This window comes from Brevibacillus sp. Leaf182 (genome assembly GCF_001423865.2).
GTDB lineage: Bacteria > Bacillota > Bacilli > Brevibacillales > Brevibacillaceae > Brevibacillus > Brevibacillus brevis_C.
The window spans coordinates 239,057-264,322 of sequence record NZ_LMPN02000036.1 but is presented as its reverse complement, the minus strand read 5'-3'; the positions used below and the strand labels follow the sequence as shown (position 1 = coordinate 264,322).

Annotated in this window: 22 protein-coding genes and 1 riboswitch; of the genes, 7 read left to right on the top strand and 15 right to left on the bottom strand. The window is 47.2% G+C overall.

What is annotated here, in order from left to right; translation table 11 throughout:
• Positions 1-88 precede the first annotated feature (88 nt).
• Positions 89-979, bottom strand: a complete 891-nt coding sequence (locus tag ASG16_RS27560) for an NAD(P)-dependent oxidoreductase (RefSeq protein ID WP_056493965.1) — start codon at positions 977-979, stop codon at positions 89-91.
• A gap of 26 nt (positions 980-1,005) precedes the next feature.
• Positions 1,006-2,478 carry an aldehyde dehydrogenase family protein gene (locus ASG16_RS27555; RefSeq protein WP_048032998.1) on the bottom strand — a complete coding sequence of 491 codons (1,473 nt, stop codon included), beginning with the start codon at positions 2,476-2,478 and terminating at the stop codon, positions 1,006-1,008.
• A gap of 102 nt (positions 2,479-2,580) precedes the next feature.
• On the opposite strand from ASG16_RS27555, the gene ASG16_RS27550 reads away from it, so the two are divergent.
• Both ASG16_RS27550 and ASG16_RS27545 read left to right on the top strand, forming a co-directional pair.
• Complete coding sequence (locus ASG16_RS27550) at positions 2,581-4,716, top strand: helix-turn-helix domain-containing protein (protein WP_056493968.1); 2,136 nt, start codon at positions 2,581-2,583, stop codon at positions 4,714-4,716.
• A 286-nt stretch (positions 4,717-5,002) separates the two neighbouring features.
• Entirely contained in the window at positions 5,003-6,160 is a 1,158-nt protein-coding gene (locus ASG16_RS27545) for a GNAT family N-acetyltransferase (protein ID WP_056493971.1), read from the top strand.
• A 39-nt stretch (positions 6,161-6,199) separates the two neighbouring features.
• Here the strand turns inward: ASG16_RS27545 and ASG16_RS27540 are convergent, their stop codons facing one another.
• A complete protein-coding gene (locus ASG16_RS27540; RefSeq protein WP_056493974.1) occupies positions 6,200-7,219 on the bottom strand; it encodes a phosphotransferase enzyme family protein in 1,020 nt (339 codons plus the stop codon).
• A gap of 135 nt (positions 7,220-7,354) precedes the next feature.
• Between ASG16_RS27540 and ASG16_RS27535 the strand changes: the two genes are divergently transcribed.
• Positions 7,355-8,092, top strand: coding sequence for a MerR family transcriptional regulator (locus ASG16_RS27535; RefSeq protein WP_056493976.1), 738 nt, complete (start codon positions 7,355-7,357; stop codon positions 8,090-8,092).
• Positions 8,093-8,174: 82 nt separating this feature from the next.
• On the opposite strand, the gene ASG16_RS27530 is transcribed toward ASG16_RS27535, so the two are convergent.
• Positions 8,175-9,194 carry a serine hydrolase domain-containing protein gene (locus ASG16_RS27530; protein ID WP_056493979.1) on the bottom strand — a complete coding sequence of 340 codons (1,020 nt, stop codon included), beginning with the start codon at positions 9,192-9,194 and terminating at the stop codon, positions 8,175-8,177.
• A 27-nt stretch (positions 9,195-9,221) separates the two neighbouring features.
• A complete protein-coding gene (locus tag ASG16_RS27525) occupies positions 9,222-10,046 on the bottom strand; it encodes a MerR family transcriptional regulator (RefSeq protein WP_056493982.1) in 825 nt (274 codons plus the stop codon).
• 217 nt (positions 10,047-10,263) lie between these two features.
• On the opposite strand from ASG16_RS27525, the gene ASG16_RS27520 reads away from it, so the two are divergent.
• Both ASG16_RS27520 and ASG16_RS27515 read left to right on the top strand, forming a co-directional pair.
• A complete protein-coding gene (locus tag ASG16_RS27520; protein ID WP_056493985.1) occupies positions 10,264-11,775 on the top strand; it encodes an MFS transporter in 1,512 nt (503 codons plus the stop codon).
• A 105-nt stretch (positions 11,776-11,880) separates the two neighbouring features.
• The gene (locus ASG16_RS27515) at positions 11,881-12,246 is read left to right on the top strand and encodes a winged helix-turn-helix transcriptional regulator (protein ID WP_056493988.1); all 366 of its coding nucleotides are present in this window, start codon (positions 11,881-11,883) and stop codon (positions 12,244-12,246) included.
• A 66-nt stretch (positions 12,247-12,312) separates the two neighbouring features.
• On the opposite strand, the gene ASG16_RS27510 is transcribed toward ASG16_RS27515, so the two are convergent.
• Together ASG16_RS27510 and ASG16_RS27505 are read right to left on the bottom strand one after the other, a co-directional pair.
• Positions 12,313-12,876 carry an NAD(P)H-dependent oxidoreductase gene (locus ASG16_RS27510; protein WP_056493991.1) on the bottom strand — a complete coding sequence of 188 codons (564 nt, stop codon included), beginning with the start codon at positions 12,874-12,876 and terminating at the stop codon, positions 12,313-12,315.
• Positions 12,877-13,139: 263 nt separating this feature from the next.
• Positions 13,140-14,048, bottom strand: a complete 909-nt coding sequence (locus tag ASG16_RS27505) for a LysR family transcriptional regulator (RefSeq protein ID WP_056493994.1) — start codon at positions 14,046-14,048, stop codon at positions 13,140-13,142.
• A gap of 142 nt (positions 14,049-14,190) precedes the next feature.
• On the opposite strand from ASG16_RS27505, the gene ASG16_RS27500 reads away from it, so the two are divergent.
• Positions 14,191-15,210 carry an alpha/beta fold hydrolase gene (locus ASG16_RS27500; RefSeq protein ID WP_056493997.1) on the top strand — a complete coding sequence of 340 codons (1,020 nt, stop codon included), beginning with the start codon at positions 14,191-14,193 and terminating at the stop codon, positions 15,208-15,210.
• 184 nt (positions 15,211-15,394) lie between these two features.
• On the opposite strand, the gene ASG16_RS27495 is transcribed toward ASG16_RS27500, so the two are convergent.
• Positions 15,395-16,342: a helix-turn-helix transcriptional regulator gene (locus tag ASG16_RS27495; RefSeq protein WP_056494000.1), complete on the bottom strand. Its 948-nt coding sequence runs from the start codon at positions 16,340-16,342 to the stop codon at positions 15,395-15,397.
• A gap of 114 nt (positions 16,343-16,456) precedes the next feature.
• Between ASG16_RS27495 and ASG16_RS27490 the strand changes: the two genes are divergently transcribed.
• Complete coding sequence (locus ASG16_RS27490) at positions 16,457-16,888, top strand: VOC family protein (RefSeq protein ID WP_048032985.1); 432 nt, start codon at positions 16,457-16,459, stop codon at positions 16,886-16,888.
• 173 nt (positions 16,889-17,061) lie between these two features.
• Here the strand turns inward: ASG16_RS27490 and ASG16_RS27485 are convergent, their stop codons facing one another.
• The 7 genes from ASG16_RS27485 to ASG16_RS27455 all read right to left on the bottom strand — a co-directional run bounded on the left by ASG16_RS27485 (position 17,062) and on the right by ASG16_RS27455 (position 25,258).
• On the bottom strand, positions 17,062-18,312 hold the full coding sequence (locus tag ASG16_RS27485; protein ID WP_370444421.1) for an aminopeptidase P family protein: 1,251 nt from the start codon (positions 18,310-18,312) through the stop codon (positions 17,062-17,064).
• A gap of 295 nt (positions 18,313-18,607) precedes the next feature.
• Positions 18,608-20,239: a peptide ABC transporter substrate-binding protein gene (locus ASG16_RS27480; RefSeq protein WP_056494005.1), complete on the bottom strand. Its 1,632-nt coding sequence runs from the start codon at positions 20,237-20,239 to the stop codon at positions 18,608-18,610.
• 27 nt (positions 20,240-20,266) lie between these two features.
• Positions 20,267-21,223, bottom strand: a complete 957-nt coding sequence (locus tag ASG16_RS27475) for an ABC transporter ATP-binding protein (protein ID WP_056494008.1) — start codon at positions 21,221-21,223, stop codon at positions 20,267-20,269.
• The gene (locus ASG16_RS27470; RefSeq protein WP_056494011.1) at positions 21,216-22,232 is read right to left on the bottom strand and encodes an ABC transporter ATP-binding protein; all 1,017 of its coding nucleotides are present in this window, start codon (positions 22,230-22,232) and stop codon (positions 21,216-21,218) included. The genes ASG16_RS27475 and ASG16_RS27470 overlap by 8 nt, the downstream gene beginning before the upstream one ends.
• Before the next feature lie 13 nt (positions 22,233-22,245).
• A complete protein-coding gene (locus tag ASG16_RS27465; protein WP_056494014.1) occupies positions 22,246-23,193 on the bottom strand; it encodes an ABC transporter permease in 948 nt (315 codons plus the stop codon).
• A gap of 4 nt (positions 23,194-23,197) precedes the next feature.
• Positions 23,198-24,130, bottom strand: a complete 933-nt coding sequence (locus ASG16_RS27460) for an ABC transporter permease (protein WP_082517281.1) — start codon at positions 24,128-24,130, stop codon at positions 23,198-23,200.
• 109 nt (positions 24,131-24,239) lie between these two features.
• Positions 24,240-24,344: riboswitch (SAM riboswitch) on the bottom strand.
• A gap of 122 nt (positions 24,345-24,466) precedes the next feature.
• Positions 24,467-25,258 carry a sulfite exporter TauE/SafE family protein gene (locus tag ASG16_RS27455; protein WP_056494017.1) on the bottom strand — a complete coding sequence of 264 codons (792 nt, stop codon included), beginning with the start codon at positions 25,256-25,258 and terminating at the stop codon, positions 24,467-24,469.
• Between the last annotated feature and the right edge of the window lie 8 nt (positions 25,259-25,266).

The window sequence follows — 25,266 nt, the reverse complement described above, 5'->3', positions numbered from 1 at the left end:
GCCAAAAAGAAATCCCCCAAAAGGGGGTTTCTCTTCAGTCTGAGTAGACTACAAGCAATATTGCTGTAGTCTACTTTCTCTTTCAACCTTAACGCGCAATCGTTGTATGAGCCAGCTCCTCCGTCACGGTACAAACCGCACTCGAATCCCAGCTACCCTTGCCTTGTGCTTTCGCTGCCTCATACATTTGCGCAACCGTTCCTCCAACGAGAACAGGCACTTGCTGTTCACGTGCGGTTTGCGCATAGAGCTGCAAATCTTTGTGCATATGATCCAAGGAAAAGACTGTATTTTCATACGTACCATACAAGATGTTAGGCCCAAAAACGGAGAGCACACGATTGTGGGCAGAGCCTTTGTCCATGACTGCTGCCAGCTTGTGTGGATTGACACCTGCTTTTGCTCCGACACTGAACGCCTCTCCCAATGCTGCTGTGATGACGGCAACGACTGAGTTGTGACAAAGCTTCGCAACTTGTGCGGCGCCGGATTCCCCCAGATAAAAAATTTCCTTTCCAATTGCCCTGAGATAGTCCATGATTTCTGGAAGCTTGGCCTCATCACCGCCGACCATAATGGTCAACGTTCCAGCAGCAGAACCCGAAGGTCCTCCACTCACCGGACAATCGTAGTAGTAGATCCCTTTTTCTACGCCGTGCTGATTCAGACGTTTTGCTGTAGCAGGATCGATCGTACTTGTATCAAACACGAAACTGCCCGCCCCTAATGATAAGAAAAGTCCGTCCGTACCCAGCATAACTTCCTCAACAATCGCAGGACCTGGAAGCGAAGTGAAAACGACACGTGCTACGCTACCCACTGCCCGTGGAGACTCGACGACTATCGCTCCTTTTTCCTTCGCCCAGGCTTTTGCTGCCGGACTTGGATCATAGGCATACACGTGGTAGCCTTTTTGCAATAGATTACAGACCATCCCTTTACCCATTGCACCAATGCCGATAACACCAATCGCTTCCATCTTCGCTCCTCCTGCTTTCCCTATACTTATGGTCGAATATAAACTGTTTTTGTCTCGACGTAAAAATCGAGCGCTGACTCCCCTTGCTCTCTCGGCCCCAATCCCGATATCTTTTTGCCACCAAACGGAAACTGTGATTCAAAATGAGTCGACGGCATATTGACATGCGTGACACCTGACTGAATGCCTTTGACAAATTGGAAAGCTTTTTGCAAATCGTTCGTAAAAATCGTGGAGGACAAGCCAAATTCCACCTGGTTAGCCACTTGCATAGCATGTTCGAAAGAATCCACATCGATCACAGCGATCACAGGGCCAAAAATTTCTTCGTTGGCAATCGTCATCTCCTGTGTAATGCCGGTAAATACCGTCGGTGCGACGAAGTAGCCCTGGGCAAGATCACCTTCTACCAGGCGCTTACCCCCACATTCCAGTACGCCACCTTCTTCGATCCCCTTTTGTACATAATGAAGATACAAATTGAGTTGATGCTCGTCCACTACTGGACCGTTATGATTCTCTGGATCGAAACCATTTCCGACTTTCAAGCTCTTCGCTCGCTCGATCAGTTTTGCTTTTACTTGTTCGGCTACTTCGGGAACGACCAATACGCGACTGGTCCCCGTACAACGTTGCCCATTATCGAAGAATCCACTTAGTACGATGGAATCGATAGCAAGGTCAATATCAGCATCCGCGAGAATGATCGCCGGATTTTTCCCACCCATCTCCGCCTGAATTTTGCCCCCTCTGGCTCCAACTGCTCTCCCCAAGGCAAGTCCTACTTCAGAAGAACCCGTAAAGGAAATGCCTTTGACCAGTGGATGATTCGCCAATTCATCACCAATTACCGCACCCGGTCCTGTTACCAAATTCACTACACCACCCGGTACGCCGCTCTCAATCAGGAGCTCTACCAGCTTTACGCTAATCAAGGAGGTGTTGCTTGCTGGCTTGAACACAACCGTATTGCCTGCGAGGATAGCCGGGACAATCTTCCACAAGCCAATCCCCAACGGGAAATTCCAAGGCGCAATAATCGCGAAAACTCCAATTGGCTCTCGCACCGTGTAACCAATTACTCGTTCATCAAAGGAAGGGACCGTTTGACCTGTCAGGCGAGTGGCTTCCCCAGTCAACTGCTTCATGGAAGTGATTGTCTTGGTGACCTCGCCTCTCGCTTCCCGCAAAGTTTTTCCGACTTCGCGGGTAATCGTTTCTGCGAGGTCTTCTTTGTGTTTTTCCAATAAGTGAATGAGGGAGAACAAGAATTCTCCGCGTGAGGGAGCCGATTTTTGCGACCATTCACCAAAAGCATTGGCAGCAGCTTCAATGGCAGAACGCGCATCCAGCCCGTCCGATTTTTGAAAATAACCGAGAACCTCATTTGTATTGGCAGGGTTCGTACTAGGGAAAACTTGTCCAGTATGGCTCGTCACCCAAGCGCCATCGATGTAATTATTGTAGGTTGCTGTCAAATCGTCTCCCACCTTCCGCATCTTATAGGAGTATTGTATATAGCAAAAATTATGAATACAATGTATATACAGACACTTATTTCCAACTATTAATGTGTATTTCTCTACATGGAGGACACGTGGATGAATTCATTTTCGCTCCTGCTTCAAAAGCTGCACGAATGGTTTGGTGATCAGCCATTTTCGATCTGGTTCCAATTTTCGCGTGATCGACATTTTCGGCTTATTTTTTCTTCTTTCCATGAAACCGCTGCCACAAACATTCCTCCTATGACAGTACCTCGCTGTGACGGCGATGCTAGCCACATGCGTTATACATATGAGTCCCTTCCCTCCCAACAGATGTACCGTTTTTTCTACGAAAAGGAAGGACAAGCTGTTATTTGCCTTGCACATAAAGCAAACCAATCAGTCATCCTTACCTCTGACCAACGGGAACTACTGTGGTTCGGGATTCGCCTGTTGTTGGCAGAAGAAAAAATGACTGCCAAAGCGGAGGAAAGCAAGAAGCTCTTTGAAGGGATTCGCTCCATCTCTTCTACCCTCGACGTTCACCAAATCATCCGTGGCATCATTGGTAACGCACTGGCTGTTATCCCCGCTGCTGATGCAGGTCTCTTGCACTTGTATGATCCCACTATCGACCGATTGATTCCGAAAGCGACCGTCGGTTTTCATGATACGGTGTTCAAGGATCTCAAAATGCGGGTGGGCGAATCCATCGCGGGCAAAGTGTTTGAAGACGGTATCCCGCGCATGTACAAAACCAGTCAAGAAACAACCTACGCGATGAAGGACATCTCCGCTGACAACTTTCACTCCCTGAACCACGCAAAAACATTGCGAGACTTGAATGGGCTGCTATGCGTTCCAATATCACGTGAAGAAAAGCGTATCGGCGTGCTGGTTCTGCATCAGTTTTACCAGGAAAATGTGTTTACGGAGTACGACCTCGACCTCCTCCAAGGCTTCGCAGACCAAACTTCCATCGCCCTGCAAAATGCCGAACTCTATGCAGAAGTCAAGCGAGCGTATGAACATATGGCTGCCATGAGCGCCCAATTGCAAGCCAAGCACGATGATTTGATACAGCGCAACCAGATCCATGAATCGATCAAGCAGTTGTCCCTGCAAAATAAAGGGGCGGAAACAATCGTAAAGACCCTCAGCAAAATGACAGGCCATTCCATTTATTTTGCCGATTGGCTTGAGCAGAAAATGTATCCGGAAAAGAGTGTTTTATTTTTTAGCTGGGATGAACTGTATTCATTGCTGAACAAAAGAAGACAGCCTGTTTCCGTCAGCCTGTTCTCTCCCGCTGCTGGTGACGATCAACTGTTCTGCTTGTATCCACTAATCAATGGGAGCATCTTTCTCGGATGTCTCATGATTCCCTTGGATGAACGCGGGCTATCTGATCTTGCACGAATGACGGTCGAGCAAGGGCGTGCTGTGCTCATACTCGATTTGGTGAAAAAGCAATCGATCAGCTCCGTGCTGTACAAGCGAGCACACGATCTTTTTCAAGAGCTGATTGCAAGCAAAGGCAATGAACTGGTTGACCGCGCCCGTTCGATGGGGTTACAGCCACAAGCAAAATACTACGTAATATATGCCCATCTGACGCAATGCCACGATCTGGCTTTGCTAGAAGCAAACATTCACCGGCTCATTACCCGTTGGAAATGGGAGTTCAGTAAAACGCAGATGTTTGTCTATGGATTCCATAACCATGTCACGCTTCTTATCCGGTCTCTCGGGTCCCGAGATGGCAAGGACATCCGGGAGAGACTACAACAGGCGTCCTATGAGTGGGAACTTGGCAAGGAAGCATCGTTATCGATTGGTGTTGGAAGTATGGCAAGCGGGATTGAGCAAATCAGCAAAAGCTACGAAGAAGCCAAGAAAGCCGCTCACTACTTGACCAACCGCAGCCGTTATGGTGTGGTGCACTACAAAGACCTGGGCGTCAATCGCCTCATGCTGAACCAGAGTCAGGCCGATATTGATGCATTCATTCAAGATGTGTTTGCGCCATTCTGGCAAGACCCGGAAAAATATCAGGAATGGGAACAGACGATCATAACCTATATGAAATATAGTCAATCCCCTCAACTCACCGCCAAGGAGCTGCACATTCACGTCAATACGTTGTATCAGAGATTGCGCAAAGTCGAGGAGCTTCTTCATATCGATTTGCGAAATCCGGAAGACTTGCTGAAATTACAGCTCGCTTGTCATTTGCGTCAGGAAGGATGAATAAAAAAAGGCAGGGGTAGCATTGGACAAGAAAAAGTCCTGGGCTACCTTTTGTTTACCATAATAAAATTATGTAAATAATGAAATTTTTCCTTGTAATATTTGGATACTCATCCATAATGAACTTGGGGGCATCAGACTACACACACCCCAGAGATTCGCGCCCTACTCTAGGTAAAGGAGTGATGATGTTTTGGATTCGCAAAAACAAATGGAAAATCATATGAGAGGTTCCAAACGATAATTTCATCCCTTCTCTCATATGCTATGGGAGGAAATGAACGAAATGTTTGCTCAAAAAATGGTTCAAGGAACGGAACTCACAACTGATAGCTTCCATAGCGCGACCAATCTGTTTGAAACGTTGAAGCATCATATATCCATCAAAGGCGTCATTACAGGTGTGATTCCCGGTAGAATATTCCTGTCAAATGACGCGAGATCAGCCTTGTTGACAAGCCCCCAAGGTATTTTTCTAGGAGGCAGTATTGATAATCCGCTCTTCTTTGTAGAAGTGAATGCATTGCTCAAAGAGGAGATTTTACCGCAGCTTGCTGCTGATGAACAGCTTGACTACGTCCTGTTTTATCCTACGGATGAGAAGTGGGATGACATTCTCGATATCGTGATGAAAGATCTATTTCCCATGCGAAGTGGACGAATGATCTTTACTCACCATTTACAGGATCTGTCCCTTCCTGTTGACAATCATATTGTCCCGATAGACAGCACCTTTTTGAAGCGTAAAGAATGGATAGGTCTTGAGGATGTTCTTGATGAAATAGCAGAGAACTGGCCATCCATTGAAGCCTATGAAGCCAAAGGCTTCGGTTGTGCCGCAATTCAAGATACCGATGAGGGGCCTACCATTATTAGTTGGTGCATGACGGATTGGGTAGTAGAAGACGAATGTGAATTGGGTATTGAAACCGATGAGGATTATCGGGGTAACGGATGGGCTCGAAAGACAGCATTGGGTGCTCTCTCACTCGCCAAACAACGCGGAATCAAAAGAGTGGGATGGCAGTGCTGGTCAAACAATTTAGGTTCACAGCGAACAGCCTTGTCTGTCGGTTTCGAGCTGCTCGCGGATTTCCCGGTTCTGTTCGGATGGAACCTTCCTTTAAACAATTTCCTTGTCAACGGCAACCACTACATGCGAGGCGACCTGAAATATGGCGTGGAAAAAGACTACGCCCGTGCCGGATGGAGTTATGCCCAAGCACTTGATAAAGGCTGGGATTGGGATGGCGATCCGGCCTTGTATTGGAATGCTGCTTGCATGTTCTATCTGAGTGGTGAAGAGGATCGTGCTAAGCATTACTACAAAAAGGCTATCGAGCACGGCTGGGTAAGCATTCACCACCCGCATTCTCATGATTATGTGTACAGAGAACCGGACAGCGAGCAGATCGCTCGTGTTCTTGCTGTATCCGTGCGATAATGGAAACGGCCGCCGTTTATCGGCGGCTTTTTGCTGAGCTCATCCATTTTCCCTCTCCTTCTCTGCCTTTGAATGAAAAAGAAATGGCTTGCCGTTCAAGTAGTTTTTGATCATAGGTATTGCATAGGGCTGTTCTTCTTTTAGCCCCTCCGTTTCTCTGGGGTCAGGAGCATGGTGACTATAATTTTCAATCATGACCATCACCGCGAAGCTCTCTAGTGCAGGGAGCCAGTCCCCTTCTAGTTTCCGCAAACTCTCGTAGCCTTTTATGACTAGCTCTCTTTGTGCAGGATATAAACCCAAAATGGTATGGGCGATATCATAAAGATAGTGACCAAATCCACATCTTCCAAAATCAATCGGATGAGGATCTCCGTTGAGAAACACGATGTTGCCTTGGTGCAGATCGCCGTGAATGATTCCATAGTGGCTGCTATTTTTGTCCAATTTGGCGAGACAAGTGAGTATTTTATCCGCCGCCAATTCATACAGCTCGAATTCTTCGTCTGTCAGAAACCGTTGGTAATGTTCCGTCAATCTAGCCATGGCCTCCTTGAAGCTATCCTCTCCCCAGATCGGACGCGCAAATTCAGGGGTCAATTGGAAATCCTGGGATGCGGTATGAAGCTTTGCTAACAGGACGCCCTCTTTGTAAACTTGGTCTTCCGAAAGCTCTTCATCTGCATGCTCCCCTTCGACCCAACGCATGACGGATACGCCTACACAGTCACCATTCGCAAGATCGATGCTCACTGTCTTGGAACCATTGCGGCACTCGATGCCCGTTGGAATCGCTATCTCTATTTTCTCATGCAAATAGCTGAGCCAAGCAAGCTCGGAATCAATTTCATTTCTGTTCTTGTTTCCATGTATGCGGAGTAAATAGGTACCATCCTTCTCTGTTTCGATTACAAACGTGCAAGTATCGGATAGTTGATTGAAATGAAGCTGTTCCCCATCCAAGTCGTATTCGTGCATCGCCCTTTGTGCGATTTGCTGCGCCTGGGCCACTACCTTCTCGATGTCATCTTCAGAATCCAACTGAAATAACCTCGTCATGCGAATCCCCCCTATCCACTATATGGATCATATGCTTACATTCGTTTGATTTCCGCCATACTCCTCTTTCTTTTTTTTTCGCTTGACTCCAACCTAAGGTCAGACTGCAAACTCAACTTCAGGAGGTGAATCACCATGTTGTATACCGTTAACGAGGTAGCAAAACTGTCTGGTACCACAATCAAGACCCTGTACCATTATCAAAAGATTGGTTTGCTGATGCCCGAAGTCGTCACAGAAAATGGATACAGATATTATGGTGAGAATGAACTCAAGCGGTTACAACAAATCTTGTTTTATCGTGAGCTTGATTTTCCGTTAGACAGCGTGAAAGCTGCACTCGATCACGAACCAGACAGACTTCGTTGTTTAGGTGAGCAGCAAGCGATGTTAAAGGCACGCCAGCTTCGATTGGAGCGCATCTTGCTTACTTTAGAAGAAACGATTCAACACGAAAGGAAGAGAATAAATATGTCCACTGATAACATGTTTGATGGATTGAACGAGGACGAATGGAAACAGGCATTCACTCAACAAAATAAGCATTTGCAGGAAGCGTACGATTTTCAATTGGATACAGAGAATCTGGACGTGGCTTCCATGAATGAAAAAGCTGCTGAAGCAACTGCTTTCATGAAGTCTATGGCAGCGGCGTTAAAAAACAACAAAAGTATCGAGGATGAAGCAGTAGTTTCTGCGATCGAAAACCACCTTGCTTTTTTACAAAAAGACCATCCAATTGATGCGAGAGCTTTTGCCGAGCAGTCAAGGTTTTTCCTGTTAGATGAGTTCCACCGCGCTATGTTGGAAGAACAGCAAACGGGTTTAAGCTACTACATTTGCATTGCTGCCGAAAATTACGCTTCCAAGTAAAGTAAAGGTAAACGATCGTTTAACACTTAAACCGGGTGAGCTGCAACTCCCCGGTTCCTTGTTTCGATTCCTATCTGCTGCCTTAGAATACCGCCCTGATAATATGCTCCTTGATTAGCGTCCATCGATCACGAGGATTCGGCATGAATTCCGATGCAATGGCTACGACGAGGTTTTTTTCTGGGATGCAACAGATAACATTACCGCCATCACCCAGTGCAGTGTATGCAAAAACACCGTCCTCTTCACGCAACCACCATAGATACCCGTATTGATTGGGATTCATCGCTGTCGATTCATCTATCCAAGCCTCTGGAATGATCTGATGATTGTTCCAACAGCCACGATTCAGATAGAGCCAACCAACACGTGCCATGTCACGAGGAGTTAAGGTGAGCCCCCACCCTCCTGTGGAGTTGTGGTTTGGATCCTTCACCCATCCTCTCACATCTTTCCCGAATAAATCCTCAAACGCAAACGCCTTCATCTCATAATCAGGGATTTCCTCCATGCCGATGGGTGTAAACAAGCATTCGTTGGCGAATTCTCGGGCACTTTTTCCTGTGCTGCGTGTGAGGATGGCTGAAAGCAGGTGCGCTCCAGCGGTCGAATACTTAAATGCTCCAATCTCTCCCTTTTGACCGAGCATATCCAGAGTAAATGTTACCCAATCGGATTGCATACACAATTTGTCCAGTGGTTCGTACCAATCCTCAAAAGGATAGGGGGCTGTCATCGTGAGGAGATGGCGGATGGTGATTGCTTGTTTTTGCGTATCAGTATGATCAGGTGCATAGTCGGGGAAAAATTCCAGCACCTTTTGGTCGACATTTTTGATAAACCGTTTCTCTATGGCAATACCAATGAGAGCAGATAGAATACTTTTCGTTACAGACGCTACATGGTGCCTATCTTTCGGTCCATAGCCATGATAGTAGCTTTCATGGGCGATATATCCATTTCTCACAATCATGATCCCGTTTATGTTGCTGTACGCGGATTTTATGATAGGATCTAGCTCTGCTAGTTTTTCAGCGTCTATGTTCAAGAGGGCCGGGTCTACTGCTTGCCATTCTGTCGTGGGCCAATTGCTTCTTTGCATGATAATTCCCTCCTCAACAAGTGAATATCATTTTTTTCTGACTGGAAAATACACTTCCGTAACAAGCTTCTCAGGAATACTGGCTTGATCGGGTGCGGTTACATAGACTTCGTAGGGCGATCTCACCAATTCATAGCCTTCATTTTCTACCCACTCCCGCAATCTGGCATACACCGCAGTCAATTCTGAGTAAGGACCCTTACATACAGACTTTGCACAAAGTCCCCCAGGCAAATCTTTTGTTCCCTTTACCGCCTCCGCGACCGGGAGTGCAAACTCGGTATCGTTTCCGGCAGGATTGAATTCAGGGCTGTGATAAATCGTCATCGGCGTACCGAGCAAGGTGAGCTTTTCAGTCGCAATCCTTTCATACAGCTTACTAAAATACTTACCATACCCTGTTGCATAATCATCACTCGTCATCATCTGGCGTAAAGAGACAATATGGATTGGCTGGGTCTCTACAAGCTGTACTTCTATGTTGTCAAGGTATGACATCATGGAGATGCCCTGCTCCATTTTGGAAAGATCATGGTTCAGTTGTTTGATGGTATAGTCCAAAGCGTTTCGTTTTTCGGACATTTCCCTTTGCTTGCGAAGAAGGGCGGAAACAAGCTTCTCCTCCGACTGATCTTCTTCCCATTCCAACATGGCTTTTATTTCGTCCAGCGAAAAATGATACGATTTCAAACGGTTGATGAAGAGCATCTTTTTCAGTTGCTTGATGGAATAATACCGATAGCCATTTTCAGGATTAATCTCGTCCGGGTTCATTAGTCCTATTTCGGCATAATAACGAAGCGTTTTGGTAGACACTCCGCATATCTTTGAGAATTCTCCGATTGATAGCACAGGTTCACCTCCATTGTTCATTCCGTATCGCTATTCTACTTATACCCCTTCCCCTAAGGGCAAAGTCAACGGCAAGTATAAAAACTTACATTCATAAACGATGTAAAGTTTGATTTGCAACTGTTCTTTCCCTATTTCTTGGCAACGAATGCACAAATAATAGTCTTACAGCGAAGTTTGCTACATGAATAGAAAAAGAGATAGGAGTTCGCTTTTTATGTCACAATCCGAAAAACGTAATCACTTCATTATCCTTGCTTTGGCACTGGGCTTACTGATGTCTTCCCTCGACAATACCATTACCTCGGCGGCCATTAGTCACATTATTAAAGATATCGGTGGCTTTGAAAGTATGAGCTGGGTCTTTACCTCGTACGTGTTAGCCGCCACCAGTACGATGCTCATCTTCGGGAAAATGTCCGATCTATTTGGACGCAAGTTGTTTTACTTACTTGGCATTACTATTTTTCTCATTGGGTCGGCACTTTGTGGCGTTGCCCAAAGTATTGAACAGCTGATTGCTTTCCGTGCCCTTCAAGGAATAGGTTCAGGGGCTCTCTTTCCCATTACTTTCACAATCCTATTTACGCTTTCCTCTGATCCGAAATATACAGCGCGAATCTCCGGCGTGTTTGCCGGAATCTTTGGGCTCTCTTCTATCGCTGGACCTCAAGTCGGGACCTTGCTCTCGGATTATTTGGGGTGGCGTTGGTGCTTTTATGTCAATGTTCCGATCGGTTTGCTGTCTCTAGTAACGCTTCTATTTTCCCTGAAAGAATCCCGTTCTCATACAAAGCCAAAGATTGACTATTTGGGTACCGTTACATTAATCGTCTCCTGTATAGCTGTCATGCTGGCGCTTGAATGGGGAGGAAAAGCATATGAGTGGTTTTCGTGGCAAATCATCTCACTATTTGCACTGGCCGGAATAGTGGGGGTTGCTTTTATTATGGTAGAACGTCATGCACAGGAACCGATTCTTCCTCTCCAAATTTTTCAAAATCGTATGGTGGTCGCGACTTGTATCGCCTGTCTTTCTCAAGGTGCCATCATGTTTGCCGCCATCACTTATTTGCCTATTTTCGCTGTGGCCGTACTTGGATATCCAAACTCCAATAATGTTTTGACACCGTTGATGCTCTCTTTGACAGGAGGTGCTGTGGTATTCGGAATGTTACAAACAAAATTTTCCTTTCGATCTCTCATGGCGTTCTCTATGCTCGCTTGTGTAGTAAGTTCTATTTTGCTTATGTACGTTTCACCTGGCATTTCCTTCTTTTTCTTAACGCTCTTGATGATTTTGTTCGGGTTTGCTGCAATCGGGCCGTTAATGAGCATTGCACAAAACGCGATAGTGCATTCGGTCGATAAAAAATATATGGGCATTTCTTCCTCGATCGTTGGGTTTTGTCGGAACATCGGAGGCGTTCTCGGTGCATCAATCACGTCTGCTGTTGTGAACCAAAATTATGCGAGTATCGTGTCCAAAGGGGCGTCATTACATGGCATTTCCTTGGAGAAAGCAACTGATCTGCTTAACCCTGAAGTTCTCATGCGTGAGCCTTTACAAATCGAGCCGAGTGTTCATTCTTTTTTAAGTGATTCTCTAGGTAGCGCCATCAATCATGGTTATATCGTGGGATTGATTTTCGCCGTAATTGGTTTCTTTTCCGTACTATACGCAGGCCCTGGAAAGCTTGAGCGTTATAAGCACGGTGTCGAATCATAAAGGTCTACGTTTTTTTGCGCGGCATCACTTTCTAAAAATGGAAGTATGTTGTATGGTAAAGTATATGCATTTACTAACCATACTTCCCAGAGGAGAGTGTACGTTGTGCGTGAAACCTGTGTTCCGACTGGCGTGGAGCTGAAAGACACTGGCTTTGGTTATACGTTGTCTTTAATAGGCGGGAAATTTAAAATGATCATTTTATATTGGCTAGCTGAAAATAAAGTGATGCGGCATAATGAGCTGAAGCGAAGTATCGGTACCATTTCCTTTAAAACGCTGAGCTTGATGTTAAAAGAGCTGGAGGCAGATGGCTTGATCATCCGCAAGGAATTTCCTCAAGTCCCTCCCAAAGTGGAATATTCCTTATCTGAGCGTGGCCTTTCTCTCATACCGTTGTTAAATATGATGTGCGACTGGGGCGAGAAGAATAGCTTGCCCCCTCAGGAGGATGTAAAGCAGCAGGCATGACGATTGATTCTAACAGGAAAAGAAGTATCTCCTAACCGAGGAAATACTTCTTTTTTCATGGGCTTCTTACAGGTTATCAACGAATTTCAAATAATCTTGCGCGCTCTTATCCAATACGCTGCCGATCGGCTCAAGTTCTTGACCAGGTACATTTTCCCCTGACTCAGTCTCCGTACCATAATACGCAAAGAATGAACGATAATCCGCATGACAATAGCGGAAGGTTGTTTCAAAAGGGGTCAATATTTGCTCCAGTGTATACCGGTATCTTCCCTCTTCCTGATAATCCTCTTTCCTAATTCCAGCAGATACGGCTAATGCAGCTTTGCGATTCTTTAATTTATCGCCTCCCTTTGAACCGTACGCCCACCCATATGCAAAAACATCGTCCAGCCATTTTTTCAGGAGCGGCGGACAATTAAACCAGTATACCGGGAACTGTAAAACAAGACTCCCATGCGATTCAATCCATTGCTGTTCTTTTTCCACATCAATGTTTCCATCTGGGTATGCCTTATGCAATTCATGTACGGTATACTTTTCTGGATATTTTTTGAGTTCTTCTACCCATCGCTTATTGATGACGGATGTTTCGATGCTTGGATGAGTGACGATGACAAGAGTTTTCAAAATAGCGTCCTCCTTGAAGGGTTGTTGTTTTATGAGTATAAGATGCTTGCTGCAAATTTGTAAGTATGCACATTTTGTTCAGTTACTTACATAAAGGTGAGTGTAAAAAACAGAAAAAAGCCTCCCCGCGACCTAATTAGCTTAGGTTCGTATCGTGGGGAGGCCCCTTTGCAAATGTTTGATAGGAGTTTTTTTCCATATACAGCGTGCCTTTAATCGGTTGATGCTAACGATGCCAGCTCAGAGATTCTTCCAGGAATAGGCTAAACGTTTATATTCTCCTCCTCTATAGCAATAACCTCCCTTGCTGCTTCTATGAAAGATAATATGATTGGTGAAAGCCACTTGTCTTTATGCCATAACATCTGTGTATACACGCGCAAGTCTGGAATTTGCCATGGTAGAGCAACCAGTTCGCCCCGTTCAACTTCCGCTTTCGTTGTCATCTCAGGAAGAAAGGCAATACCGATTCCCGTAATTGCACATTGTTTAATGGCTTCCGCATTTTGAAATTCTAAATACGTAATACTATCAATGCCCTTTCTCTCAAATTGCCGGTCAAACATGGTTCGATAGGGACAACCCTTTTCATTTGTCAGGAACACTTCTCCGTGAAAATCTTCCAGGTGCAGTACAGTTCGTTTCGAGAGTGGATGGTCTGGAGCGGCGAAAAATCGGAAAGTTTCTTCTACCAACGGCTCCACTGCAAGTACGCTCGAGTGAATGGGTTCGTCCAACATAAAGACGACATCCGCGGTGCCCTCAAGGAGCGCTTGCTTGAGTTGCTGATTGGAAACAGAGCGGAAGATAAGACGCACTCCCGGATAGCGCGAACGAAATAGGTGAAAGACAACTGGAAGCCGATAGGCGCAAAGAACCTCGTTGGCACTTATCGTTAGGGTGCCGCTTAGATTTTCATTGTCATGAACGACACTGCGAGCTTCGTCCAATTTGTTAAGGACACCTTGGATATGTAGTAAAAAGCGTTTACCCGCAGTTGTGAGAACGAGCTGCTTGCCCAAGCGGTCAAAGAGACGAACACCAAGCTCATCCTCCAATGCCTTTATTTGCATCGTGACGTTGGAGGGGACGTAGCCCAGAACTTCCGCGGCTCGACTGAAATTTAAAGTTGATGCAACCGTGCGGAACGTATTCAATTGGCGCAATTCCATTATACTACCCCCCAATTACTTTCAATAATATTGAATACTACTTTGAATTCTATTCACTTTTATTGAAAATAGCACAGGTCTATACTAGGTACAAGAAATACATTCTAAATCGTGGTTTCAATTTGAGAGGAGCAACCATACGATGGATTATGAGATTTTTGAATTGGGTGACGTAACCTTGCAATCAGGAGTATCTTTACCGAACGCTTTTCTTGCTTATAAGACTTATGGAAAATTGAATGAAAAGAAAGATAATGTCATCGTCTATCCAACTGCTTTTGGCGACCAGCATGTTCAGAATGAATGGTTGATTGGAAACGGTATGGCACTCGATCCACAGAAATATTTCATTATCGTTCCAAATCTGCTGGGCAACGGATTATCTTCGTCTCCCAGTAACACGCCTCCCCCATTCGACCGGGCTAATTTTCCGCAGGTAACCATCTATGACAACGTTACACTACAGCATCGGCTGGTGACCGAAAAATTCGGTATTCAAAAGATCGCTCTCGTAGTTGGATGGTCAATGGGAGGCATTCAATCGTTCCAATGGGGGGCAAGTTATCCAGATATGGTGGAACGAATTGCACCTTTCGCCGGAGTTGCCAAGACTTGGCCCCAAACGTTTTTGGTTCTGGACGGAATGAAAGCTTCGCTCATGGCTGCAGTTGGCTTCGATTCAAGTAAACTAAACCAGTTGACTTCTGCAGACATGCGCGCCGTTGGTCGTGTCTATGCGGGATGGGGGTTATCGCAGGCGTTTTACAGAGAGGAACTTTATCGGGAGTTGGGCTATGACTCATTGGCAGATTTTGTGACTGGCGTCTGGGAAGATAGCTTTATGAAGATGGACCCGCACAATGTCCTAGCTATGTTATGGACAGGTCAATTTGCAGATATTAGTGCAAACCCTGCCTATAACGGAGATTTCCATAAAGCGCTCAAAAGCATTAAAGCGCTTACCTGCATCATGCCAGGGAGCACGGATCTCTTCTGCACGGCGGACGATAACAAATACGAAGCTACATTTATACCTAATGCTGTTTTTCATCCTATCGAGTCAATCTGGGGCCATTTTGCCGGTCGCGGAATCAACAGTGCCGATAATACATTCATTGATGACAACCTAAAACGCTTGTTGGCGCTTAGTCCAAACGGATAGAGCATTCCACGTAACGACGTACGGCTTTTCAAAACTACTAAACCAAAATAGATGAATTCTAAAAGAGTCCATTTGGAGGTAATTAGTTTTAGACTAACCTTGTTAAAAGAGCCAGAGGCAGTCCAGGACACGCTAATAGTTCCTAGACTGCCCCTGTTTTTTCATTGACCTAACAAACAGAGATTTACCGATATTGCGCCAATAGTTTGTCCAGCATTTCTCTCATAACATGAATCAATTCGTCTGGCGCTTTTACCTTTGCATCCGTACCTAATCCAATAAAAAATTGGCCGAAAAATGGAAAGCTGCTCGTGGGGATTCGATTGTCCAGCCACCCCGTGCCGTCTTCTCGAACATGAATTTGCATTTTGTGCGCCGGCCACAGTTCGAGCTCGCATCTCTGCACCCCTGTTGCAGTAAGCTCAACATAAAGTTCCATAGCCGGACTTTCCTCTTCGATGTAAGACTCCCAGTTTCCTATATGCAATTGCGTCAAATCGACCGCTTTCCGATCGGACAGTTCAACAGACCTAACCCGGTCACAGCGAAACAAGCGAAAATCACGGCGGTGAAAGCAATAGGCCGGACAATACCAAAACCCGTTACTGGCATATATTCCGATCGGCTGAACATCTCTTAACCGCTTATGCTGTTTCGATTCGTACTCCATGCGCACCACTTTTTGATCGATCGCAGCATCCAGCAACAAGCTCAAATAAGGCGTGCTTGCATGCCTCATCGGCGTAACCAGATCAAATCGTTCCCGCATCCGGTCGATACGGTCCCGAATATCTTCTGACATATAAGAGTAAAATTTCCGCAACACTGAATCTGTTTCCGCCTCAAACGGAAGATTCGCGTAGTGCCTCAATGCATGGCTGGCAAAAAATACAGCAAGCGCTTCGCCTTCCGTAAAAGCGACCGGGGGCAGCATTCTCTCGTTAAGCATCTTGTATCCCCCATTCGGACCGACTTCCGAATAAAAAGGAACCCCTAGCGCGCTCAACTCCTGCATATCCCGCATAATCGTCCGCGTGGAAACTCCAAATTCACTGGCAAGCTGTTTGGCGTTGAAAGACTTCATTTTGTTGACGGCCATCATAATCTCGATCAGTCTTTTGGACTTTGCCATTATTAACTCCTTTTCATTTATTACGACAAATATTGTCACTATTGTACGATACGATGCTAATGAAGTCCAAAACAGCAAAAATTGGACAATTTCATTTAAAAGGAGATTGATTACATGTCAATGCGCACAACGTCGTTCATTATGCTGGATGGAAAAGCTGCGGAAGCAATTGAGTTTTACCAGGAAGCGTTGAACTCGAAATTACTGTTCAAAACTACGTACGGGGAAGGCAAAAATGCCGATAGTTTGCCTGAAGAAGTGAAAACCCGTATTGCCCATGCCGTGTTGCAAACCGGTGAAAATGATATGATGGTTGCAGATCTCTTTCCCGGGCAACCTTATGTAATCGGAGATCAGGTGAATATTTGTATAACAGCGACGCAACAAAGCGAGATTGAAGAAATGTTTAATAAATTGAGCGAAAAAGGGCAAGTCTTGTTCCCGTTGCAAAAAACTGAATTCAGTCCCTGCTTCGGAATGGTGAAAGACCGTTATAACATTACGTTCCAATTCTACATGAATGATACAACAAGCAGTTGGAGCTGAAAATACAAAGCCTTATCTGGGGAGGGATCCCCGGTTCTTTTATGAAATTGTGTTACTTATGCAAACTATGAACGAAACGCTATAAAGCTCCGAGGGGAACCCCGGAGCTTTTCTGACCGATACTTTCGGATGATGACTCTATTATAAATCGTACCCCCTCTTTTAAACGATGGCTATTCCTTTTTCCCAATCAACAATTCCACTTCTTCGACTTCCTTCGGGATCTGCGATGAGAGCACCTCGCAGCCGTCTTCTGTTACTAACACATTATCTTCAATCCGGATGCCAATCGCTTCTTCCTCTATGTACAGACCAGGTTCAATCGTGATCACCATACCAGGTTGCAAAGCAATATTGTAATCCGGGATATCGTGTGTATCCAATCCAAGGTGATGGGACACGGGATGATAGTAGTATTTGGACAGCTCACTGCTCTCTTGGATGAGACCGAGACGTAGCAGTCCATCCGTCAAGACTTGTTTCGTGACTTCATTTAGTTGTGGAAGGGTGACACCTGGCTTCACTGCTTCGATGGTCTTGATCTCTGCTTCGAGCACGAGTTGATAGATCGCTTTCTGACGATCGGAAAAGCGACCATTTACGGGAAACGTTCGCGAAATATCAGCCGCATAGTAATTCGATGCTGCCCCGAGGTCGAGAAGGACCAAATCACCATCTTCCGCACGCTGATTATTCGCTTCATAGTGCAAGATAGTAGCATTGATCCCACTAGCAATAATCGGTAAATAAGGAAGCTCCCGAACACCATGCGACTTCAACGCGAAATCATAGTGCGCCTCTAGCTCATATTCCATGATTCCAGGACGTGCATGCGACCACATACGCCGGATTGCTTCATCCGTGATCGCAATCGCACGTCTGATTTCTCCGATCTCTGCCGGACTCTTCACCTTGCGCAGTTCCTTCAGCCATGGGCCCGCATCGTGAATCTGCAAGGTCCGGTATTTCTTCTGCACGTCTTCGGCAAAAATCTCTGCAGGGGTCAGCTCGTCGCTCCACTGATAGCGATGCAAATCAAGATAGAGCGAGTACTTGCCTTCGCAGCGCCTCATAAAGGTTCCAAATGACTGGAGCCACTCATCGAGATAATCGAAGTGTTCGATACCAGACTGCTCTTTCGCCTCTTGATCTGATAAGACGGCCCCTGTCCATTTCGCTTCCAGCTCATTTGGGCGCTGAAGAAATAACGTTTCGGTCACAATGCCAGCGCGTTTCGTGATCAGGAGAATGAGGTTACTGCGCGCAATACCGGTTAGATAATAGAAGTTGCGGTTCGGTGAAAATAGATATTTATCGTCATGGCTGCGTGTCTTGACAACCCCTGAAAATAGGACAAGTGCGCTGTGATCAGGCATTTTTTCTGCGAGCTTTTGACGGCGATTGATGAACTCTATTGAATTTATGGTTATTGTCATTTGTTTTATACCCCTTCGTTCGTGAATTTCTTCATGGATTGAAATAGCTTATGAAAAGCGCTCTTGATCGTTTTGAGTTCAGTATAATCTGACAATTACCCGCCGACCTCAAATTGAAATAGACCTGTAATGTATCCTCCTTTCTTCTATATTTTAGGATACTTTCAACATTTGGGAAACGAGTTTCGCAATAAACCTTTTATTGAGTCCCAAAAACAAGGAGCAGTTGCTTTAGGCAAGCTGCTCCTTGTTCTCGCAGAATACAACCGCATTTTATTAAACGTTACTCTTCCACTCTTTTGGCCCAGCGCAGATCCGGTGTCCCAGTTACACTGAAGCGGATGCCTTCGATTTTTTTGCTGTTGAGGTAGTTTTCGTTATTGAAATAAACCGGGATGACGGGCATGTCCTGCATTAGAATGGTTTCAGCTTCGTGCAGAAGCTTCATGCGTGCTTCCTCGTTTTGCTCAACCTTTGCTTTTTCGATCAGCTCGTCAAATTTCGGATTGGCCCAGTTCGTGAAGTTGCGGGAGCTTTTCCCTGTGTACAACTCCAGCATCGCGAGCGGATCGAGGTAATCGCCGCCCCAACCCATACGGGCAATCTGGAAGTTTTTCTGCTTGAACGTATCGATGTACGTTTTCCACTCCTGATTTTCCAGCTTCACTTGCACGCCTAAATTTTGCTTGAACATTTCTTGCAGCGCTTCGGCGATCTTCTTATGGTTTTCCGCGGTGCTGTATTTCAGTGTAATCGGCGGAAGCTCTGTCCAGCCTTCTTCCTTCAAGCCTTCAGCTAGAAGTTGCTTCGCCTTGGCCGGATCAAACTGATAGTACGGAGCCACTTCTTCTCGGAAATCCTTGCCCGAAGGCGTTTTCACCCCAAATGGCGTATAACCGTACGCCGGGAGCTGGCCGCCCTTGGTCACGTTTTTCGTTAGGATATCCCGGTCTATCGCGTAGGAAAAGGCCTGACGAATTTTCGCATTAGTAAACGGCTTTTCCTCTACGTTGAACGTGTACGTATAAATGCTGTAGTCCGGGAATGATTTGTACTCTTCTTTTTCTTTTTCCTGCTCAATTACGTCGATCGGCAGGGAGTCAATCAGGTCGAGCGCTCCTGTTTTGAACATCTGGTAGTAGGTGGTCGCTTCGTTCACCATCTTGAAGTGGACGGTTTCCATCGTTACCTTTTCTTTCTCCCAATAGCTCTGGCTTTTGGCGATTGTCAGTTGACTGTTGTGGTCCCAGCTCTCCACGGTGTACGGGCCATTGGTCACGATGCCTTTGGCTTCGGACGCCCAGTTTTTGTCTGCATCCACGACTTTCTGGTTCACCGGCAGATAGGCGCGACTCATCATGATTTTGGGGAAATAGGTGATCGGGTCTTTCAGTCCGACGATGAGTGTTCGGTCATCCTTTGCTTTGATCTGAACGTCATCCATGCTGCCTTTTCCCGTGTTGTATGCCTCCGCGCCTTGTATGTAGTAGAGTGCGGATGGTTCATAGGCGGCAGTCTGCGGATTCAGCACGCGCTTCCAGGAGTATTCGTAATCATGCGCCGTCAACGGATCGCCGTTCGACCATTTCATTTCGGGGCGCAGAGTAAACGTGTAGGTTTTGCCGTCCGGGGAGACTTCCACCTTTTCTGCTGCGCCTTCGCTGATGTCTCCATTCTGACTGTATCGATACAATCCTTCATACAGATGATCAATCACCCAGTACGAGGTGGTATCGGAAGCGAAAGCCGGGTCTAATGTGTACGGTTCGCCACGCAGGTTAGCGGTCATGACTTGTTTGACGGCTGCTCCCGTCTGTTGATCGGAAGACGCAGCCGGTTTATCGCTGCCGCACGCAGAAAGCGCAGGTACAGCGAGCGCCAGTAATGCGGTAAAAGCAAGCAATCCCTTTTTCATGATGATTTCCTCCTTGTTCTCCTCTATCTACTGTACAAGATGGCAAGCGATCCAGTGTCCGTGCCTCACCTCCTTCCAATCCGGCGCTGTTTCGGTACAAACGCCTTGGGCAACCGGACATCTGGTGCGAAACGGGCAACCACTTGGCGGATGAATCGGGCTGGGCGGTTCTCCATTCAGTACAATCTGCTCCCGCTCTTCGCGCTGGGCTGGATGGGAGACGGGCATAGCCGAAATCAAGGCCTGCGTGTACGGATGTAGCGGCGTGGCAAACAACTCCTCGCTCGGTGCCAGCTCCATCATTTGCCCCAGGTACATCACGCCAATCCGGTCGCTGATGTACTTCACCATCGACAGGTCATGGGCGATAAACAGATACGTGATGAACCGTTCTGCCTGAAGATCCGCTAAAAGGTTGACGATTTGCGCCTGGATAGACACATCCAGTGCGGAGATGGACTCGTCTGCCACGATAAAGCTGGGCTCCACCGCAAGCGCGCGGGCGATGCCGATACGTTGTCGTTGTCCGCCGCTAAATTCATGCGGAAAGCGTTTTGCGTGGCTTGGGTGCAATCCTACTAGCTCCAGCAGCCGATAGATGCGTTCTTCTCGCTCTTTTCCTTTTGCCAATCCATAGGAATCAATTCCCTCGGCAATGATGTCACCCACTCGTAAACGCGGATTGAGTGAGGCCTGCGGATCTTGGAAGATCAGCTGCATGTGGCGATTTGCGTCCCGTCGCTCACGTCTGTCCATCCTGGCAATGTCTTTACCTTGAAACAGGATGCGCCCCGCACTAGCCGGGTAAAGGCCCACGATCGTCCTGCCCAGCGTAGACTTGCCGCAGCCGCTTTCCCCAACGATTCCGAGCGTCTCCCCTCGCCTGATTTCAAAAGAGACGCGGTCAACAGCTCTAACCCGTTGGCCTCCGCCAATCTCAAACGATTTAGCGAGATTCTCCACCCCTATTATGTTGTCAACCATGTGTCTCCCTCCCCATCCACGCTTCTGCTCCCCGGGCACGCGGGTCGTTCAGCCAGCAGCTCGCCTCATGCTGATTGATAAACGAATTCGATTGCGGCATATGCTCCAGGCAAATTTCCATGGCAAACCGACAACGTGCAGCGAACGGGCAACCAGCAGGCGGACGAAAAAGATCCGGCGGTGTCCCTTCGATGGGGAGCAGCCGCTCTTTTTTGCCTGTATCGAGGCGTGGCACAGACTGCAACAGTCCTTGTGTATATGGGTGGCGCGGATTGTCAAAGATCTCTCCCACAGGGCCGCTCTCCACCACTACGCCTGCGTACATGACCGCTACATGATCGGCCACCTCTGCAACAACGCCCAGATCGTGGGTGATCAAAATGATCGACGTGTTTAACTGCTCCTGCAACTCCCTCATCAGACGAAGAATCTGTGCCTGAATGGTCACGTCGAGCGCTGTCGTCGGTTCGTCGGCGACAACCAACTGCGGTTGGCAAGCAAGCGCCATAGCGATTCCAACACGCTGCCGCATGCCTCCGCTTAGCTCGTGCGGATATTGTTCAAAACGCCTCGCCGCTTCCGGAATGCCCACTCTCTCTAGCAGTTTCAGTGTCTCTTCCTTTGCTTGCGACTTCGTCTGCTTTCGATGTTTGATCAGCCCTTCCGCAATCTGTAAACCGATTTTCATCGTGGGGTTCAGCGAAGTCATCGGGTCTTGGAAAATCATGCCGATCTGCGAGCCGCGAACCTGCTGCCATTCCAGCTTCGTCAGCCCAGTCAGTTCACGCCCGCGAAACCGAATGCTGCCACCTTTTACCTGACCGGATCGCGGCGGAATCATCCCCATCAATGCCCGAGCAGTCACACTTTTTCCGCATCCGCTTTCCCCGACAATCGCCAGCGTCTCTCCTTCCTTCACAGAAAAGGAAACCCCTCTTACTGCCTGCACCTCTCCACCGTACGTGCGAAAGGAGACGCGTAGCTGATCTACTTCCAACAATGGTTTCACGATGTACTCCTCCTCATTTCCTGATCCGCGGGTCCAGTGCGTCCTGCAAACCGTCCCCGAGTGCATTGCACGCGAACATGGTAAGCGAAATCATGAATCCCGGAAAAAACAGCCGCCACCACTGTCCGCTCAGCATAACCGCCAGCGCGTCGTTAGCCATGGTTCCCCAGCTAGCGGTTGGCGCCTGTACACCCAGCCCAAGAAAGCTGAGAAACGATTCGGCGAAAATCGCGTGCGGGATCGTAAAAGTCAGGTTGACGATGATGACGCCGATCGTATTCGGCAGCAGATGCTTCCTGATGATTTTGGCATGCGAGGTACCCAGCTTTTCTGCCGCCAGTACAAACTCCTGACGCTTGATCTGCATGATTTGCCCTCTGACCAGGCGCGCCATGCCGACCCAGCCGGTTAGTGAAAGGGCAATAATGATCGTTGTGAGACCAGGCTCCAGAACCACCATCAGCAGGATTACCACTAGCAGATACGGAATGCTGTATAGAATTTCAGCTAACCGCATCAGGATGTTGTCCACACGATCTCCCAGCTTGTTCCTCCCTGCCATGTAACCAGATATCCCGCCGATGATTACGCCGATCACTAGGTCAATGGCAGCTGCCGCCACACCAATAAACAAAGAGATTTGACCACCTACCCAGGTACGTGCCCACATGTCCCGACCCAAGTCATCCGTTCCAAACCAGTGCTCGCCCGACAGTGGCAGATTACCCTTCGTCAATGACTGTTCATGCGGGCTATGGGGTACGAGCATCGGTCCGATGATCGAGAGAGTCACCACTGCTGCGAGCAGGAAAAACCCGAGCATGGCCAGCTTGTTGTGGAATACTCGCTGCAATACCTCCTGCCAGTACCCTAGGCTGGGACGTTCGCGAATTCCTTCGGATAGTCGGTTTCGGTCTACTGGTCGAAACAGGGAGTCTAGCTGTGTTGCCTGATTGGCCATGTCGTTACTTCCCTCCACTCGTCAATCTGATGCGCGGGTCAATCACCCGATACAGCAGGTCGATGATGTACAAAGTAAAAATGAGCACAAAGCTGTAAAACACGGTCGTCCCCAAAATAACGGGGTAATCGCGGTTAAAAATGCTTTCCACGAAGTATTTGCCGAGCCCGGGAATGGCGAAAATCTTTTCCACCACAAAGGTTCCGGTCATCAGGTTGGCAAACAGTGGTCCGATAAAGGTAAGAACCGGCAGTATGGCATTGCGCATCCCGTGTCTAATGACAATGGAAAAGGTGCCAAGCCCTTTCGCCTCCGCCGTACTTATGTATTCCTGTTGCCAAACCTCAAGCATGCTGGCTCGTACGAAACGAGCGATAATGGCAAGCGGACCGATAGCGAGCGCAAGCGTTGGAAGAATCGAGTGTTCCCAGCTCCCCCACGCAGCAACAGGAAGAAGCTCCCATTTGACCGCCAAGTACTTAATCAACAGTGGCGCCAGAATAAAACTGGGGACAGAGATCCCGATGATGGCTGCAAACATAGATAAGAAATCCAGCGTTCGATTGTGATAGAGTGCCGCTACGATTCCGAGTGTGATTCCACCTGCCAGCGCGACAATAAACGACTGGAGTCCCAGAACAGCCGAGGCGGGAAATCCCTCTGCAATCAACGTGTTCACATCCCTCGTCTTGGACTGGATAGATGGCCCCAAGTCAAACTGTAGTAAACCTTTCAGATAGAGCAGGTACTGTACCGTGATTGGCTGATCCAGGTTGTACTCCGCCCGCATGTTCTTTACCACTTCTTCTGGAAGCATTTTGGCGTCAGACGCGAACGGGTCACCCGGAATCAGGTGCATGGTCACAAACGTCACCGTGACAATAATCCACAGCGTAACGATCATAAGAAAGCCACGCTTGACCGCATAATGAAGCACATTGTTTCCTCCTTTGTATAATAGTAAGTAAATAGATGTGAATACTACGAATTATAAATACAGAAAACCCCTCTCCGAAAAGAAGAGGGGTAATTGCACGGTTCCCACCTTCTCATCTCGCAGAATTACTCCGCAGGAATTAGCACCGTAAGGTCAATTAGACCAAGGTTGCCGGGTTTCATCGGGCCAGTCCCTCCACCACTCTCGATAAGAATGTTCTATGAAATTTTGTTTCATCGTAAAATTCTTTTTTATCTTATCATTTTACTCGGATATGTCAATGCTGTTCAATGACAATTGATTTTTCTTTATTTTATTTATGAAAAAAGTAAATCTTCACACACGTTTGAATAGGAGGATGTCAGCCCAAATCTTAATCGTGGTGGCTAGGATCAACAAGGCAAGAATGGTTTGGAGAATCCGTGTGTCCAAACGTTTGCTGACCATCGTACCCAGTGGCGCTGCCATGATACTGGCGATTACCATGATCACGGATGGCCACAGCAATATGTCCCCCGCCATCCCTTTCCCTACCGTCGAACCGATGGAAGAAAGAAAGGTAATGGCAAGAGATGAAGCTATTGTAACCCTTGTCGGGATCTTAAGGATGATCAACATGATGGGAACCAAAATAAAAGCGCCAGCAGCTCCGACAATTCCTGAGGCGCCTCCGACAATCAAAGCGGATAATACGGCTGTAGGTTTATGAAAGAGAACCTCTGTCTGTTCTCGCTCGTCCACTCGCTTTTTTGGCAGGAACATCAAGATTACAGCAAGGGTAGCCAGGATGGCGTAAACGATATTGATGGCTTCTGCCGAAAGATATTTTCCTCCATATCCCCCAAGCAAGCTCCCGACAATAATTGAACTTCCCATATACAGTACGAGTTGGTAATGAATAAGCTTATCTTTGCGCAGAGTCCAAACAGCAGCTAGGGTGGCAAAAAATACTTGGACTGCACTTATTCCGGATACCTCGTGAGCTGTGTAAGCAACGAATCCAAAGGCGGGCGGAATGTACAGAAGCATCGGATACTTGATGATGGAGCCCCCGATTCCGACGAGACCAGAGATAAATGATCCCGCGAAACCGATAACAAACAGTGTGATCACAAGGTCGATAGTCATACGCTCAC